Origin of the sequence: Novosphingobium sp. AAP93 (assembly GCF_001296055.1) — a bacterium.
Classification (GTDB): Bacteria; Pseudomonadota; Alphaproteobacteria; order Sphingomonadales; family Sphingomonadaceae; genus Novosphingobium.
The window spans coordinates 1-13,640 of sequence record NZ_LJHZ01000072.1 but is presented as its reverse complement, the minus strand read 5'-3'; the positions used below and the strand labels follow the sequence as shown (position 1 = coordinate 13,640).

Annotated in this window: 13 protein-coding genes; 1 reads left to right on the top strand and 12 read right to left on the bottom strand. The window is 67.6% G+C overall.

The window, feature by feature from the left end:
* Positions 1-17: 17 nt before the first annotated feature.
* The 12 genes from IP83_RS11605 to IP83_RS11555 all read right to left on the bottom strand — a co-directional run bounded on the left by IP83_RS11605 (position 18) and on the right by IP83_RS11555 (position 12,334).
* On the bottom strand, positions 18-1,130 hold the full coding sequence (locus IP83_RS11605; protein ID WP_054122386.1) for a class II histone deacetylase: 1,113 nt from the start codon (positions 1,128-1,130) through the stop codon (positions 18-20).
* Between the two features lie 124 nt (positions 1,131-1,254).
* Positions 1,255-1,608 carry an adenosylmethionine decarboxylase gene (gene speD, locus IP83_RS11600; protein ID WP_054122385.1) on the bottom strand — a complete coding sequence of 118 codons (354 nt, stop codon included), beginning with the start codon at positions 1,606-1,608 and terminating at the stop codon, positions 1,255-1,257.
* Positions 1,605-3,221 (bottom strand): NAD(P)-binding protein, encoded by a 1,617-nt coding sequence (locus IP83_RS11595; RefSeq protein WP_054122384.1) that lies wholly within the window; start codon positions 3,219-3,221, stop codon positions 1,605-1,607. Before IP83_RS11595 ends, speD begins: the two co-directional genes overlap by 4 nt.
* Positions 3,214-4,776: a polyamine aminopropyltransferase gene (locus IP83_RS11590; RefSeq protein ID WP_054122383.1), complete on the bottom strand. Its 1,563-nt coding sequence runs from the start codon at positions 4,774-4,776 to the stop codon at positions 3,214-3,216. The genes IP83_RS11595 and IP83_RS11590 overlap by 8 nt, the downstream gene beginning before the upstream one ends.
* Positions 4,769-4,978, bottom strand: a complete 210-nt coding sequence (locus tag IP83_RS11585; protein WP_054122382.1) for a DUF350 domain-containing protein — start codon at positions 4,976-4,978, stop codon at positions 4,769-4,771. Before IP83_RS11585 ends, IP83_RS11590 begins: the two co-directional genes overlap by 8 nt.
* A 31-nt stretch (positions 4,979-5,009) precedes the next feature.
* Complete coding sequence (locus tag IP83_RS20240; RefSeq protein WP_231625017.1) at positions 5,010-5,171, bottom strand: hypothetical protein; 162 nt, start codon at positions 5,169-5,171, stop codon at positions 5,010-5,012.
* Positions 5,161-6,420: a DUF4178 domain-containing protein gene (locus IP83_RS11580; protein ID WP_054122381.1), complete on the bottom strand. Its 1,260-nt coding sequence runs from the start codon at positions 6,418-6,420 to the stop codon at positions 5,161-5,163. The genes IP83_RS20240 and IP83_RS11580 overlap by 11 nt, the downstream gene beginning before the upstream one ends.
* Positions 6,417-7,088, bottom strand: coding sequence for a DUF4178 domain-containing protein (locus IP83_RS11575; protein ID WP_054122380.1), 672 nt, complete (start codon positions 7,086-7,088; stop codon positions 6,417-6,419). The genes IP83_RS11580 and IP83_RS11575 overlap by 4 nt, the downstream gene beginning before the upstream one ends.
* A 19-nt stretch (positions 7,089-7,107) precedes the next feature.
* Positions 7,108-8,079 carry an SPFH domain-containing protein gene (locus tag IP83_RS11570; protein ID WP_054122379.1) on the bottom strand — a complete coding sequence of 324 codons (972 nt, stop codon included), beginning with the start codon at positions 8,077-8,079 and terminating at the stop codon, positions 7,108-7,110.
* Between the two features lie 197 nt (positions 8,080-8,276).
* The gene (locus tag IP83_RS11565; RefSeq protein ID WP_054122378.1) at positions 8,277-10,388 is read right to left on the bottom strand and encodes a sodium-translocating pyrophosphatase; all 2,112 of its coding nucleotides are present in this window, start codon (positions 10,386-10,388) and stop codon (positions 8,277-8,279) included.
* A 111-nt stretch (positions 10,389-10,499) separates the two neighbouring features.
* Positions 10,500-11,378, bottom strand: a complete 879-nt coding sequence (thiL, locus tag IP83_RS11560; RefSeq protein WP_054122377.1) for a thiamine-phosphate kinase — start codon at positions 11,376-11,378, stop codon at positions 10,500-10,502.
* A gap of 149 nt (positions 11,379-11,527) precedes the next feature.
* Positions 11,528-12,334 carry a crotonase/enoyl-CoA hydratase family protein gene (locus tag IP83_RS11555; RefSeq protein ID WP_054122376.1) on the bottom strand — a complete coding sequence of 269 codons (807 nt, stop codon included), beginning with the start codon at positions 12,332-12,334 and terminating at the stop codon, positions 11,528-11,530.
* A 90-nt stretch (positions 12,335-12,424) separates the two neighbouring features.
* Between IP83_RS11555 and IP83_RS11550 the strand changes: the two genes are divergently transcribed.
* Positions 12,425-13,564: an acyl-CoA dehydrogenase family protein gene (locus IP83_RS11550; protein WP_054122403.1), complete on the top strand. Its 1,140-nt coding sequence runs from the start codon at positions 12,425-12,427 to the stop codon at positions 13,562-13,564.
* The last annotated feature ends 76 nt before the right edge of the window (positions 13,565-13,640 follow it).

Genomic DNA, 13,640 nt, shown 5'->3' with positions numbered 1-13,640 from the left:
CGCAGCGCGAATGCGGCTTAAAGCCCTGCGCCCTCGCGGATTTCCTCGATCAGCTGGAAGTGGAACGCCAGCATCCGGTCATCGGGCTGCTGGGGGCCGAAGAAGTCCATTTCGGGATCGACCACCTCGGTGCGCACGCCTGCCAGCGCTTCGATCAGGGTGTGTCCGCAGAACGGCACATAGGCTTCCGAATAGCCGCCTTCGTGCACCACCGCGAGGCGCCCGCCGCACAGTTCTTCGGCCACCTTGACCATGCGCTCGGTCATCGCGCGGTAGCTTTCCGAATGAAGCATCTGCCGCGCGAGCGGGTCGGCGGCATTGGCATCAAGGCCGCTGGCGATGACGATGAGATCGGGCTGGTAGCGCTGCAGCGCCGGGATCACCACCCGGTCGAGCGCGCGCAGGTAGGTCTCGTGACCGCTGCCGGCCGGAAGCGGCACGTTGAGATTGAAGCCGAGCCCTTCGCCTGCGCCGCGATCCTCGTGGCCGGTATAGCCTGGCGGGAAGCAGCGGTCCTGGTGGATCGAGATCGTCAGCACGTCGGCGCGGTCATAGAAGATGCTCTGCGTGCCGTTGCCGTGGTGCACGTCCCAATCGACCACCGCGACCTTGCCGAGCCCATGCTTCGCCTTGGCCGCATCGATGGCGATGGGGATGTTGGCAAGGAGGCAGAAGCCCATCGGCTGATCGGCGAGGCAGTGGTGCCCGGCCGGGCGGCACAGCGCATAGGCGTTGCGCGCGCGGCCGGTGACGACGGCGTCGACCGCCTCGATGGCAAGCCCTGCGGAGAGCGTCGCGAGTTCGAAGCCGCCCTTGCTGAAGGGGGCGAACAGGCCGAGCTCGCCGCCGCCCGCATCGCTCACGCGCTTGAATTCGTCGATATAGCTGGCGGGGTGGATGCGCAGCAGATCCTCGCGCGTGGCGTGGGCGGCGCTGCGCACTTTAAGGTGCTGATCAAGCCCCGAGGCCCGCACCAGATTGAGCAGGCGGCGCTTCGAGGCAGGCGTATCCGCGCCGTAGCTGCCCGAAGGCGGCTCGACCCAGTCGCCGATGGGGAAGAACAGCGCCTGCACCCCGGTGCAGTGCCAGAAGGTACGCTCATCGGTCAGGAACAGGGTGCCGCTACTCATTGTGTTTCTCTCCCACGCTGCCACGGACCGCGCACGGCGCAGCTCCGGTCAATACCAAGGGTTACCGTCAACGCAGTGGCAAAGCATTGGCCGCGACGGCCAATGAGTTGACCGCACAGGCCAATCAGGGCGCGAGGCGGGGAAGGGCGGTCCGGCTGGTAACCCGCGCGCCGAACAGGGCCACCATCGCCGCGAGGCCAGCCTCCGCATCGACATCCTGCCCGCAGACGAAGAGATCGACCGCGGCGACGTCATGTTCGGGCCAAGTGTGGATCGAGATATGGGATTCGGCCAGCAGCGCCACGCCGGTAACACCCAGCCCCTCGCCGAAGCCGTGGACATGGATGCTGAGGACACGCGCGCGTGCGGCGGCGGCGGCTTCGCGCAGTGCGGCTTCGATGCGGACCGGATCGTCGTAACCGGTGCCGCCTTCGAGGTCGGCGATCAGGTGCACGCTGGTGCCGGGAAGATGCGTCATGCGCCAAGGCATTCGAAGGGATGGCCGAGGTGCGCTAGTGCCGCTTCCGCCGCCACCACGCCGCGATAATGCGCTTCCTCGAACAGCGAGAGGCCCGAGAGATCGGAATGCGCGAAGAGCACCGGTGGCTTTGCCGCGATGGCGGCAAGACGCGCCGGATCGCTCAGGAACCCGGGGGCAGGGCTCGCCATCGCATGGCCCCAGCGCCAGACGTCGATGCGCTCGATGGCGCCAGCAAGATCGGGGTTCATCGCAAGAAGGTCGTCCGCCACGATCCGCTGCCATTCGGCAAGCGGGCGCGTGGCCAAGAGCTTGCGGGCCTGCGCGGGTTCCTCGCGGGAAAGCGCCATGTACCATGTGAGCACCGTCGGCCCGTCGCCCGCGCTCCCGCTCTGGTGCGTGGCGACGACATAGCCGAGGCTGTCGCTGCCGGTGGAGACGTTGTCCCACGCCAGCGCCGATCCCCGCCCGCGCGGCTGGCGGTTGACCGTGACATTGGCGACGACCCAGGGAGCATAGCGCAGCGCGCCCTTGACCATTTCCGCAGGCGCGACGCGGGCGGCGACGAAGTGCGGCATCGCCATGATCACCGTGCGCGCGCGCCATTGGCGGCTCACCCCGGCGGCATGGTCGAACGCGGTGACGAGCGCGCCGCTATCGCCTTCGCGCACCACCGAGAACACGCTCTGGCCGGAGCGGATATGGGGCGCGACGGCCTTGCCCATCAGGCTGACAAGGCGGCCGTTGCCTTCGGGCCAGGTCAGTTCGCGGTCCCCGTCGCCGCCCGCCGCCCAGCCGCGCCGTCCGGCGAAGTAGTGCACCCCGGCCCATGCCGAGATGCGCTCCGGCTCGGTGCCGTAATCGTCGCGGCAGCAATAGCGCAGATAGGCGCGCAGCACGGGGGAGGTGAAGCCGCGCCCATCGAGCCAGTGCGCGAAGGTCATGCCGTCGAGCGAAGTGAAGCGCGGATCGTTGCTCGAATAGGCGCGGGGGATGGCGAAGGCGGGCTTGCCGTCGGAGCCAACCCCCTGCCGGAAATCGGCCATCTCGCGGTAGAACCGGTCGCGTTGCGCGATGTCATCGGCGGTCAGGCCGCTTGCCGGATAGAGCCCTTCCTGCCAGCTGCCGCGCCACAGCAGGCGCTCCTCGAGATCCGCGCAGAGCTGGTAGGGATCATAGACCGGCGCGCCGTCCGCTGCGCCCACGATCATCCCGAAGCCCTGCAGCATGTGCCGCAGCGCGTGCGCCTCGCGGTTGGGAACCGGCAGGTAATGCGCGCCGAGCGGATAGGCGCTGACGGCATTGCGGCCCGAGCGCGCATTGCCGCCGACCGTGTCTTCCAGTTCCAGCAGCACGAAATCGCTGTAACCCGCGTCCTTGAGCCGCCATGCGGCCGCAAGCCCCGCCGCGCCGCCGCCCGCGATCACGATGGCCGCATCCTCCGCCTGCCCCTGCGGCGCCGGAAACCCGCCGTCGCGCACCCGGTGCCCGCGCTGCCAGTCTGCGCCGCCAAGCGTGCCGGGAAAGGTGGTCGGGGTGCAGGCCGGCAGTGCCAGCGCACCAGCGCCCGCCGCCGCGCCCTTGAGCACCTGCCGCCGGGTCGGCTCAGCCATCGTAGCGGCCCCATTCCTCGGCGAAGCTGCGCACCAACGCCTGGTTGTCGAGCCGGTTCACCGGAGTCGGGCGGCGGGCCATGTCGGGCGGAAAATCGAACATCGCGCGCTCGCTCGCCTGGGTGAGGAAACGCAGGCCCGCCGGCAGGCGCACGGCATCGCCGGGGGGCTGGTGCGCGGCCATCGTGAAGCCCCATTCGCCGAAGCTCGGCACATAGGCGTGATAGCCGCGCGCCTTGAGCCCGGCGGCCTCCAGCGTGCTCGCCACGGTCCAGTACGAGCGCGGGGCGACCAGCGGGGACGTGCTCTGCACCGTCAGCACGCCGGCGGGACCGAGCAGGCGCGCCACTTCGCGGTAGAAGCTCTCGGTATAGAGCTTGCCGAGCGAGAACTCGGTGGGATCGGGAAAGTCGATCAGGATCGCGTCATAGTGCCCGCGCGCCTGTCGCACCCAGCGGAAGGCATCGCCGTTGATCACCTGCATGCGCGGCGAGTCGAGCGAACCGCCGTTGAGCCGCGCCAGCGACGGCTCGTCTCGGAACAGGTGCGTCATTTCCGGATCGAGATCGACGAGCGTGACATGGCCGACGCGCGGGTCCTTGAGCACCTCCCGCGCGGCCAGCCCGTCGCCGCCGCCCAGAATCAGCACCTCGCGCGGGTTGGCGACGCGGCCGAGCACCGGCCAGACCAGCGCTTCGTGATAGCGGTATTCGTCGCGGGTGGAGAACTGGAGGTTGCCGTTGAGATAGAGGCGCAAGTCCTCGCCGCGCCGGGTGATGACGATGCGCTGGTAGGGCGTGGAGCGCGCATAGATCACCGGCTCGCCATAGAAGGCGACTTCGGACCAGCGCTGGATGTGGTCCGCCCCGGCAAGGCCCGCGAGCAGCGAGGCGAGCACGACAAGTGCGGCCAGCAGATCGCCTCCCACCCTCTGGCGCCCGCGCAGCACCACGAGCAGCGCGATGGCGACGCCGACATTGGCAAGCCCGAACACGAACCCGGTGCGGATCATGCCAAGGCGCGGCACCAGCACGAGTGGGAACAGCAGCGAGGCGATCAGCGCGCCGATGTAGTCATAGGTCAGCACATTGGAGACGAGATCGCGGAAGGCGAAGCGGTAGCGCAGGATGCGGATGAGCAGCGGAATCTCGAGCCCGACGAGCACGCCGATGGCGACCACCAGCCCATAGAGCGCGATGCGGAAATCCTCCACCACCGGGAACAGCAGGAACAGCCCTGCCGCTGACCAGCCGCCCAGCGCCGCGATCAGGATTTCCACCCGCACGAACACGCCCATCTCGTTGCTGCGCACGTGGCGCGAGAGGTAGCTGCCCACGCCCATCGCGAAGAGGTAGGTGCCGATGACGGTTGAGAACTGGGTGACGCTGTCGCCAAGGAGGTAGCTCGCGAGCGTCCCGGCCAGCAGCTCGTAGACCAGCCCGCAGGTGGCGACGACCAGCACCGAGACGAGCAGGATCACGGCCAGCGAGGCGGGCGCCCGCTCCTCTCCCGTGCCGTCCTCGGCCCCGCCAGCCGGGGCTTCCACTTCAGCCATGCACGGCGGCGGCGATGATGTTGGAAATGCCGATGGCGACCGCACCCGCGAGCAGCGCCACCGCGACGTTCTTGCGCTCGATGATCTCGCGCCAGAGCTGGCCCGGGGTCAGCTTGTCGACCAGCACGAAGCTGACGATGAAGATGACGATGCCCAGCGCTGCGTAAAGCACCGTGGCGAGGAAGACGTCGAGGCTGATCATGGGCAGTGCTCCTGCAGGATAGAGGGGGCGGTCATTTGTGGGTGGGGCCGCGATAGGAACCGGACGAAGAGCTCGAGCGCTCCTCGTCGGAAAACGGCGTCCAGGCGAACCACGTGCTGATGGCCGAGGTCATCACCAGCAGCGCACACCAGGCGGTGAAGAGGAACAGGCGCTTGCTCATGTCAGCTGTCATGCCTCCACCAGAAAATCACGCCGGGCACGCTGCACAACAGCGCCGCCATCAGCCAGAACATGCCCCACGAAAAGCCACCGGTGCAGGAATTGAACCACAGCGCCACCGTTTCGCCCCGACCCCAGGGGTTGGCCGGATTGATCGACCCCGGTGTCGGATCGCTGGGCCAGCCGTGCGCGCCTGCATCGACATAGACATCGTACGTGCCGCGCGGCACCTGCGAGATCAGCGTTTCCGCGTGATGGCTGCCCTCGCTCCACGGCCCGTCGCTGTCGGTTCCGGTGTAGAATTCGACGATCCCGTAGGCATCGATCGATTGCTGCGTCTGCCGGTTTACGAGGCTGTAGTCGAGATCGACCCAGCGATTGGTGAAGCTGTCGCTGTCCACCACGGTGGTGACGAGCTGCCATGGCCGGCGCACTTCGATGGTGCCGATGCGGTGCGTGCTCGTTGCGGCCCCGACCTCGACCGTCGCCCGGCCATCCGAGCATGCGCGCGGGCCGCTCAGGAAGACCTGCACCATCAGGATCAGCACCAGCGAGGCGAGAGCGATGAGGAACATCTTGCCAAGGTCGTCCTCGGCCATGCCGGGCGCCTTGCGAAAACCCTCCGTCAGGTCAGGTCGCGGCGCGCGCGGCATGTGGCGCTGCTCGACCGTGAAGGCCTCTTCGACCCACTCGGCGGTGATCGGGATCAGCTGGGTCCAGGTCACCTCGTCGGCGGACGTCTCGCGCGAAAGCTGCTCGCGGCCATTGGCAAACGTCGCGCCCTGCACTTTGTCGCCGCGTGCGGTGCGCCAGTAGAACTCGCCGACGACCGTTGTGGTCTCGATCTCGGCATCGTCCTCCAGCGCGAAGGACCTGCCGCGCCATGAGACCGCGAGCCGGTCGTCCTCGGGCCGGTCGAGCAGCATCGTGCCGAACTGCCATTCGCCATCGGCGGCAACCAGCCAGCGATAGCCGGAATAGGGATTGAACAGCAGGAACTCCTGCCACAGGGCACTCCCGCTGCGGCGGCGGAGCGCACCGATCACTTCCCACTCCACATCGAACAGCGTGCCGCGCGCGCCGGGCGGAATCGCGAAGTTCTTCGCAGCGCGGCGATAGGCGGTGATCAGGCGGACGTCCTCGTGCGCCACATCGAGCAGCGAACCGCAGTAGCGGCAGGCGAGCGTGACCGTGTAGCCCGCCGCGCGGATCTCGATGGTACCGCCGCAGGAAGGGCAAGTGATCGCGCGCGCCTGGGTCACGCCAGTGCCCTCGGGATGCTCCAGCCTTCGATCTGGCGCAAGTTGGCGGGTTTCAGGCCCGCGAGATCGCTCCACACGCCGAGCCATGCCGTGGTGCCGTCCGCATCGCGCTGGACCGAGAGCGCATCACCCGCGGCATTGCGGAAGTCGACGTTGGTCATGGTCCAGCCGGGCAGGGTGGGGAAGGGTAGATCCCCCTCGCTGCCGAGGCAGGTGGCTTCCTTGATGTCGGTCGCGGTCAGCCACTTGCCGTCCGCCTTCACCGTGCAGTCCCGCGCCATCGGGTTGCCTTGGACGAAGTTGAAAATCGCCGGCACGCCCAGCACGCGCGGATATTCGCTGGTGAGCATGTACATGCCCATCGCCTCGCCCAGCCAGAACGCGCGGCCGTCGGCGGCGCGGAGGAACCATTCGTTCCACGATCCGTCCGTCCAGCCCCAGCGCACGCGCCCGACGACGGTGGCCGCTATGCCATCGCGGTTCACCACGGTGCCGATCTGGATCGGCGAGACATCGGCCGGCAGCACGGCCACGGTGCCGACCGCCTCCAGGCTCCCCGCCTCGCCGCGCCGCACCAGTGTCTGGCAATAGGCGCAGGTCGAGTACGGCAAGCCGGGATCGCGCACAGGCAGCGCCGCCCCGCAGGAAGGACACGTCAGGTCTGCCATCCCCCCGGACCTTGCAGCCCTAGCGGATCCGGCCGAGCAATTCGGCCTTCTTGGCGTCGAACTCGGCCTGGCTCAGCGCGCCGATGGTGACGAGCTTGTGCAGCTTCTCGATCACCGCGATGGGGTCTTCGGCAGGCGCGGCTGCAGCGCCAAGCCCCTGAGCCATCGCGCCGCCGAGCGCGGTGGCCGCTGCCATCCCGGCGCCGATCCCGGCCATGCCGCCATCGTTGCTCGCCGCGTCTCCGAGCGCTTCGGCGGCCTGAAAGCGGGTGTAGTTGCCCAGATCGCCCAGCACGCGCATCGAGCTCGCCTTGTCGAGATGCGCCTGCACCTCGTCGGGCAGCGAGATGCTCTCGACATAGAACGACAGGCACGAAAGCCCCCACTGCGCGAAGGCCTTGTCGACCTCCAGCTTGATGCGGTCCGAGAGCGCCTGCTGGTTCGCCGCGAGATCAAGGAACGGCACGCCGCTGCTCCCCAGCGCAGTGGCGATGGCGGTCTGGATTGCGGCGCGCAGCTGCGGCTCGAGCGATGCGGCAGTCACGCCCGGAAGGGTGCCGAGCACGCGCGAGACGAAGGGCGCGACTTCGTTCAGCTTGAACGAATACGAGCCAAACGCGCGCAGCCGCAGCGCGCCCAGCTCCACATCGCGCACGGTGATCGGCTGCGCCGTGCCCCACTTGAGGCCCGCCTGCTCCTTGAGCGAAAAGAACACGACATCGGACTTGAATGGCGATTTGAAGCCCTTGTCCCAGTTCATCAGATTGGTGAGCAGCGGCAGGTTGGCCGTATCGAGCGTATGCAGACCCGGCCCGAAGTAGTCCGCCAGCGTGCCTTCGTTGAGGAACGCCGCGATCTGGCCTTCGCGCACGGTCAGCTGCGCGCCGTGCTGGATCTCGTGATCGGCGAACGGCACGCGCCAGGCGAGATCGCCCGGCTGCTCCAGCCATTCGATGACATCGACGAACTGCTTCCTGAGAAAATCGAACATGGGCCTCGGCCTTTAAATCGGGATGCCGCAATGTACTCCGTTGTCAGCGTCCAGCAATGATACCTTACATTATCCCGGCCATAACCTGCGCTTTGCCCCGCGCCTCTGGCAAGCGATGGCGGCAATACGCGCGGGCGCAAAAAAAGCCCCTCCGGTGAGGGAGGGGCTTTTCGCAAGTTCGGAAGATCAGCGGCGGATCAGTGGCCCCCCGCCAGCGCCGCGAGCAGAAGCAGCGCGACGATGTTGGTGATCTTGATCATCGGGTTCACGGCCGGGCCCGCGGTGTCCTTGTAGGGATCGCCCACGGTGTCGCCCGTCACCGCGGCCTTGTGGGCTTCGCTGCCCTTGCCGCCGTGGTGGCCGTCTTCGATATACTTCTTGGCGTTGTCCCATGCGCCGCCGCCCGAGGTCATCGAGAGCGCGACGAACAGGCCGCCGACGATCACCCCGAGCAGCAGCGCGCCGAGCGCGGCAAAGCCGTTCTCCGCACCCGCGACCCAGGTGATCACGAAGTAGACCACGATCGGCGCGAGGACCGGCAGCAGCGAAGGAATGATCATTTCCTTGATCGCAGCCTTCGTCACGAGGTCCACCGTGCGGGCGTAGTCGGGCTTGCTGGTCCCGGCCATGATGCCCGGGTTCTCGCGGAACTGGTTGCGCACGTCGACGACGACGTCGCCCGCCGCGCGGCCCACCGCGGTCATGCCCATGGCGCCGAACAGGTAGGGCAGCAGCGCGCCCAGCAGCAGGCCCACGATCACGTAGGGGTTCTCAAGGCTGAAATCGACATGGAGCGCGGGGAAGAACTCGCGCAAGTCGGTGGTGTAGGCGGCAAACAGCACGAGCGCGGCAAGGCCGGCCGAACCGATCGCGTAGCCCTTGGTGACGGCCTTCGTGGTGTTGCCCACCGCATCGAGCGCGTCGGTCTTCTCGCGGACCGAGTCGTCGAGACCCGCCATTTCGGCAATGCCGCCGGCGTTGTCGGTGACCGGGCCGTAGGCATCGAGCGCGACGACCATGCCGGCAAGTGCGAGCATGGCGGTGGCGCCGTAGGCAATGCCGAGCGGGCCGGCGAGCTTGTAGGTGATGATCATCGAGGCGACGATTGCGAGCGCGGGAAGCGCGGTGGCTTCCATCGAGATCGCGAGGCCCTGGATCACGTTGGTGCCGTGGCCGGTGACCGAGGCCTGGGCAATCGACTTCACCGGGCGGTAGTTCGTGCCGGTGTAGTACTCGGTGATCCAGATGATCAGGCCGGTCAGGACGAGGCCCACGAGACCCGCGTAGAACAGCATGCGCCCGTTGAAGCTGTAGTCATGCCCGAAGGCCGAGTAGCTTGTGGCCGCTTCCATGTCGCCATGGAGCGCATAGCTCATGGCAAACCAGATTGCGGGGATCGAGAGCACGGCGGTGACAAGGAAGCCCTTGTACATCGCGCCCATGATGTTGTTCGTGGCTCCGAGGCGGACGAAGTAGGTGCCGATGATCGAGGTGACGATGCAGACGCCGCCGATCAGCAGCGGGATCGCCATCAGCGCATCGAGGTTGGCGGCGTTCTTCACCAGCAGCGCGGTCATGATCATGGTCGCGCCGATGGTGACGACGTAGGTCTCGAACAGATCCGCGGCCATGCCCGCGCAGTCACCCACGTTGTCGCCCACGTTGTCGGCGATCACGGCGGGGTTGCGTGGGTCGTCTTCCGGAATCCCGGCCTCGACCTTGCCGACGAGGTCGGCGCCGACGTCGGCGGCCTTGGTGAAGATGCCGCCACCCAGACGCGCGAAGATCGACACCAGCGAAGCGCCCAGCGCCAGCGCGGTGAGCGCGGTGACGACGACGCGGCTGTTGGCCGGCTCGCCCGCAATCGCGGTCAGGTAGTGGAAGAACACCGCGATCGCGAGGAGCGCGAGGCCCGCCACGAGCATGCCGGTGATCGCGCCCGCGCGGAACGCCAGCGTCAGGCCGGCCTGCAGGCCCGACTGCGCCGCAGCGGCGGTCCGCACGTTCGAACGCACCGAGACGTTCATGCCGATGAAGCCTGCAACGCCCGACAGCACCGCGCCGATGACGAAGCCGATGGCCGAAACGGTGCCGAGCGCCGCCGCGACGATCACGGCGACCACGACGCCGACAATGGCAATCGTGGTATACTGGCGCTTGAGGTAGGCCTGCGCGCCTTCCTGGATGGCGGCGGCGATTTCCTGCATGCGGGCATTGCCTGCGGGCGCACCGAGCACCTGCTGGCTGGTCACGAAGCCGTACACGACGGCCACGAGCCCGAGGATTATGGCTAGTATGGTCAAACTCACGTCAGACACCCCCTTATTTTCACCGGCATTTTTACCGGTACCCGTCGTTCGCGGGTCGAGGCGGGAGGCTAGTGCATAATTTTCGCACGGCAAGCCTTTGCGTGTGAAAATTCAGCCATGTTCGTAGCCAAGTTGGCCGGAAAGTGGTGCGCCCCCAAGAAGAAGTGGGGCAGGGCCTGCCGGAAGCACGCTGCCGATGCGGTGGGCAGGGCAGGGCGGGCTGGCATCCGGCGGAAGCGTAAACAGCAATTCGTAGTCATCACCCCAAGCCATCGCGTCCCGCGCGCGCTGCGGTGGGAGCCCGGCGGGGAAGGGGATCAGCGCATGATCGAGCGAGACCGTGGCGCCGCTGGCCGCAGCCATGCGCGATGCATCGAGCAGAAGCCCGTCCGAAACATCCATCATCGCGGTGACGAGCGGCGCCAAGGCGCGGCCTTCGGCAAGGCGCGGGACAGGGCGGCGGTAAGCAGATGTGTCGGTAGCAGTGTTACCAGCGCTGAGGGCCTCGAAACCCAGCATCGCGGCGCCGACGGGGCCGGTGATCCAAACAGAGTCGCCGGGCCTGGCGCCGCTGCGGCTCGGCACCGGCCGGCAGGTAGCGCGGCCCAGCGCGGTAAGGCCCAAGGTCTGTGCGCCTGGGTTGCTGACGGTGTCGCCGCCAAGCAGTGGCACAGCGAAGTGCGCCAGTGCCTCGCCCAGCCCTTCCGCAAAGCGGGTGTTGTCCTCGGCAAGGCTGTAGCCCAGCAGCACACCGATGGGCTCGGCGCCCTTGGCCGCAAGGTCGGACAGGTTGGTGGCGAGAAGCTTCCACGCCACGTCCGCCGGGTCCTGCCCTGCCAGCCAGTGGACGCCCTCGACCATCATGTCGTGGGTGAGGATGAGCGTCTCGCCCCCCACTTCCAGCACCGCGCAGTCATCGACAAGGCCGCGTGCCGCCGGGTGCGAGGCAAGCCCCCGCAGCGCAGCGATGAAGGCGGCCTCGGGGGTCATACGTGCAACTTCCAGGTCCCAACCTCACCCCATACCCAATTCCCGCTCATGCTGAGCTTGTCGAAGCATGCTGGCGCGGCGTGTGCGGCCACACCCTTCGACAAGCTCAGGGTGAGCGGGTATGTGGGGGAAATTGGCAGCACCCCGCCTCAATCCCCCGTAAACACCGGCGCGCGCTTTTCGAGGATCGCGTTGACGGCTTCCTTGTGGTCCGCCGTCTCGTGCACGATCGCCTGGAACGCCGCCGAAAGCTCGAGCACGTCGCCCGCGCGGCCATGCTGGGCCTCGCGCAGCAGGCGCTTGGTCAGGCGCAGCGCGCGGGGGCTGTTTGCGGCGATTTCCTCCGCGAGGGCGACGGCCTTTTCCATCAGCTGCTCCGCCGGCACCACATCGCCGACAAGCCCGATGGACTGCGCATAGGCCGCGTCAAACGTCCGGCCGGTCAGGAACAGTTCCGCCGCCTTCGAATAGCCGATGATCTTCTGCAGCGTCCACGCGCCGCCATCGCCGGGGATGATGCCGACCTTGATGAAGCTCGCCGCCATCTTGGCACTGTCCGCCGCGACGCGCAGATCGCACACGCAGGCGAGGTCAAGGCCGAGGCCGATGGCATGGCCGTTGATCGCCGCGATCATCGGCACTTCGCAATCGAGCATCGCGCGGGTCGCGCGCTGCACGCCGCGGCGGTAGTTCGCGGCGGTCGAATCGGGCTGGTCGAGCGGGCCGATGCCCTTGCGGTCGCGGATGCCCTTGATGTTGCCGCCGGTGCAGAAGGCGCGGCCCGCACCCGTCAGCACGATGGCGCTCACCGAGCGGTCGTTGGAGAGGCGGAAGAACGTGTCGACGATATTGTCGCAATCTTCCAGCGTGCCGATGGCGTTCATCGATTCAGGCCGATCCATGGTGAGGATCGCAACGCGCCCGCGGCGCTCTTCGTGCAGGAACGGGGTGGTCATCTTGGCTACTCTCCCTTTTGCCCTTCCGGACGTCTCCACTAGCAATCTTGCGATTGCGATGGCCCGCGCGCTGCCATAGGGATGCCGCCGATGCAAATATTCCCGCTCCATCCGTTTCGCCCCGAAGGCGATATTCCCGCCCTGCGCCAACAGGTTCGCGACCTTGTGGCTAGCCATGAAGCCCGCTGGCCGATCGAACTGCGCGCCAATTGCTGGTTCAGCTTCGATGAGGAGTTTTCCAAGGCCCTCGGCCAGGCCGGGCTGCTCGGGATGACCTGGCCCAAGCAATATGGCGGGCACGAGCGCACCCTGCTCGAACGCTATGTCGTGCTGGAAGAGCTGCTCGCGCTCGGCGCCCCCGCTGGCCTCCACTGGATCGCCGACCGTCAGACCGGCCCGCTCCTGCTGCGCTACGGCACTGAGGCGCAGCGCGAGAAGTACCTCCCCGGCATGGCCCGCGGCGAGATCTACGCCTGCATCGGCCTGTCCGAACCCGGCTCGGGATCGGACCTCGCGAGCGTGCGCACCTCGGCGAAGAAGACCAATGAAGGCTGGCGCATCAACGGTCAGAAGGTGTGGACGAGCGGCGCGCACAAGAGCCACGCCGCGCTCACTCTGCTGCGCACCGAGGAAGGCAGCGAGCGCCACACCGGCCTGTCGCAGATGATGATCGACCTCGATACGCCGGGGATCACCATCCGCCCGATCATCGACATGACGGGCACGCACCACTTCAACGAGATCTGGTTCGAGGACGTGCTCCTGCCGCACGACGCGCTTGTCGGCGTGGAAGGGCAGGGCTGGAAGCAGGTCGTCGCCGAACTCGCGCTCGAACGTTCGGGGCCGGAGCGCTACCTCTCCAGCCACATGCTGCTGGTGGCCCTGATCGATGCGATGGGGCCGGAGCCGGACGCCCCCACCGCGCAGCTGATCGGCCGCCTCACCGCAGAGATGTGGACGCTGCGGCAGATGTCGATGTCGACCATCGCCAAGCTGGCGGCGGGCGAGGACCCGGTGGTCGAGGCCGCCATCGTCAAGGACCTCGGCAACGCCTACGAACAGGCCCTGCCGCGCGCGGTGCAGGCGGCGGTGGACGCGGACCTTGCGGGCAAGAGCGACCTTTCGCGCCTGCTTTCGTGGATCCTCGTCGCGAGCCCGAGCTTCTCGCTCCGCGGCGGCACGCCCGAAGTGCTGCGCGGGATCATTGCCAAGGGCCTCGGCCTGCGGTGAGTTTTTCGCCTCCTCCCGGTCGTGTCGAGCGAAGTCGAGACACCGGGCGCGGCGGACGGTGTCTCGACTTCGCTCG

What these genes read in the sequence shown, in the direction of transcription:
- IP83_RS11605 (WP_054122386.1), bottom strand. Translation starts at nt 1,130, where the DNA reads ATGAGTAGCGGCACCCTGTTCCTGACCGATGAGCGTACCTTCTGGCAC.
- speD (WP_054122385.1), bottom strand. Translation starts at nt 1,608, where the DNA reads ATGACGCATCTTCCCGGCACCAGCGTGCACCTGATCGCCGACCTCGAA.
- IP83_RS11595 (WP_054122384.1), bottom strand. Translation starts at nt 3,221, where the DNA reads ATGGCTGAGCCGACCCGGCGGCAGGTGCTCAAGGGCGCGGCGGCGGGC.
- IP83_RS11590 (WP_054122383.1), bottom strand. Translation starts at nt 4,776, where the DNA reads ATGGCTGAAGTGGAAGCCCCGGCTGGCGGGGCCGAGGACGGCACGGGA.
- IP83_RS11585 (WP_054122382.1), bottom strand. Translation starts at nt 4,978, where the DNA reads ATGATCAGCCTCGACGTCTTCCTCGCCACGGTGCTTTACGCAGCGCTG.
- IP83_RS20240 (WP_231625017.1), bottom strand. Translation starts at nt 5,171, where the DNA reads ATGACAGCTGACATGAGCAAGCGCCTGTTCCTCTTCACCGCCTGGTGT.
- IP83_RS11575 (WP_054122380.1), bottom strand. Translation starts at nt 7,088, where the DNA reads ATGGCAGACCTGACGTGTCCTTCCTGCGGGGCGGCGCTGCCTGTGCGC.
- IP83_RS11570 (WP_054122379.1), bottom strand. Translation starts at nt 8,079, where the DNA reads ATGTTCGATTTTCTCAGGAAGCAGTTCGTCGATGTCATCGAATGGCTG.
- thiL (WP_054122377.1), bottom strand. Translation starts at nt 11,378, where the DNA reads ATGACCCCCGAGGCCGCCTTCATCGCTGCGCTGCGGGGGCTTGCCTCG.
- IP83_RS11555 (WP_054122376.1), bottom strand. Translation starts at nt 12,334, where the DNA reads ATGACCACCCCGTTCCTGCACGAAGAGCGCCGCGGGCGCGTTGCGATC.
- IP83_RS11550 (WP_054122403.1), top strand. Translation starts at nt 12,425, where the DNA reads ATGCAAATATTCCCGCTCCATCCGTTTCGCCCCGAAGGCGATATTCCC.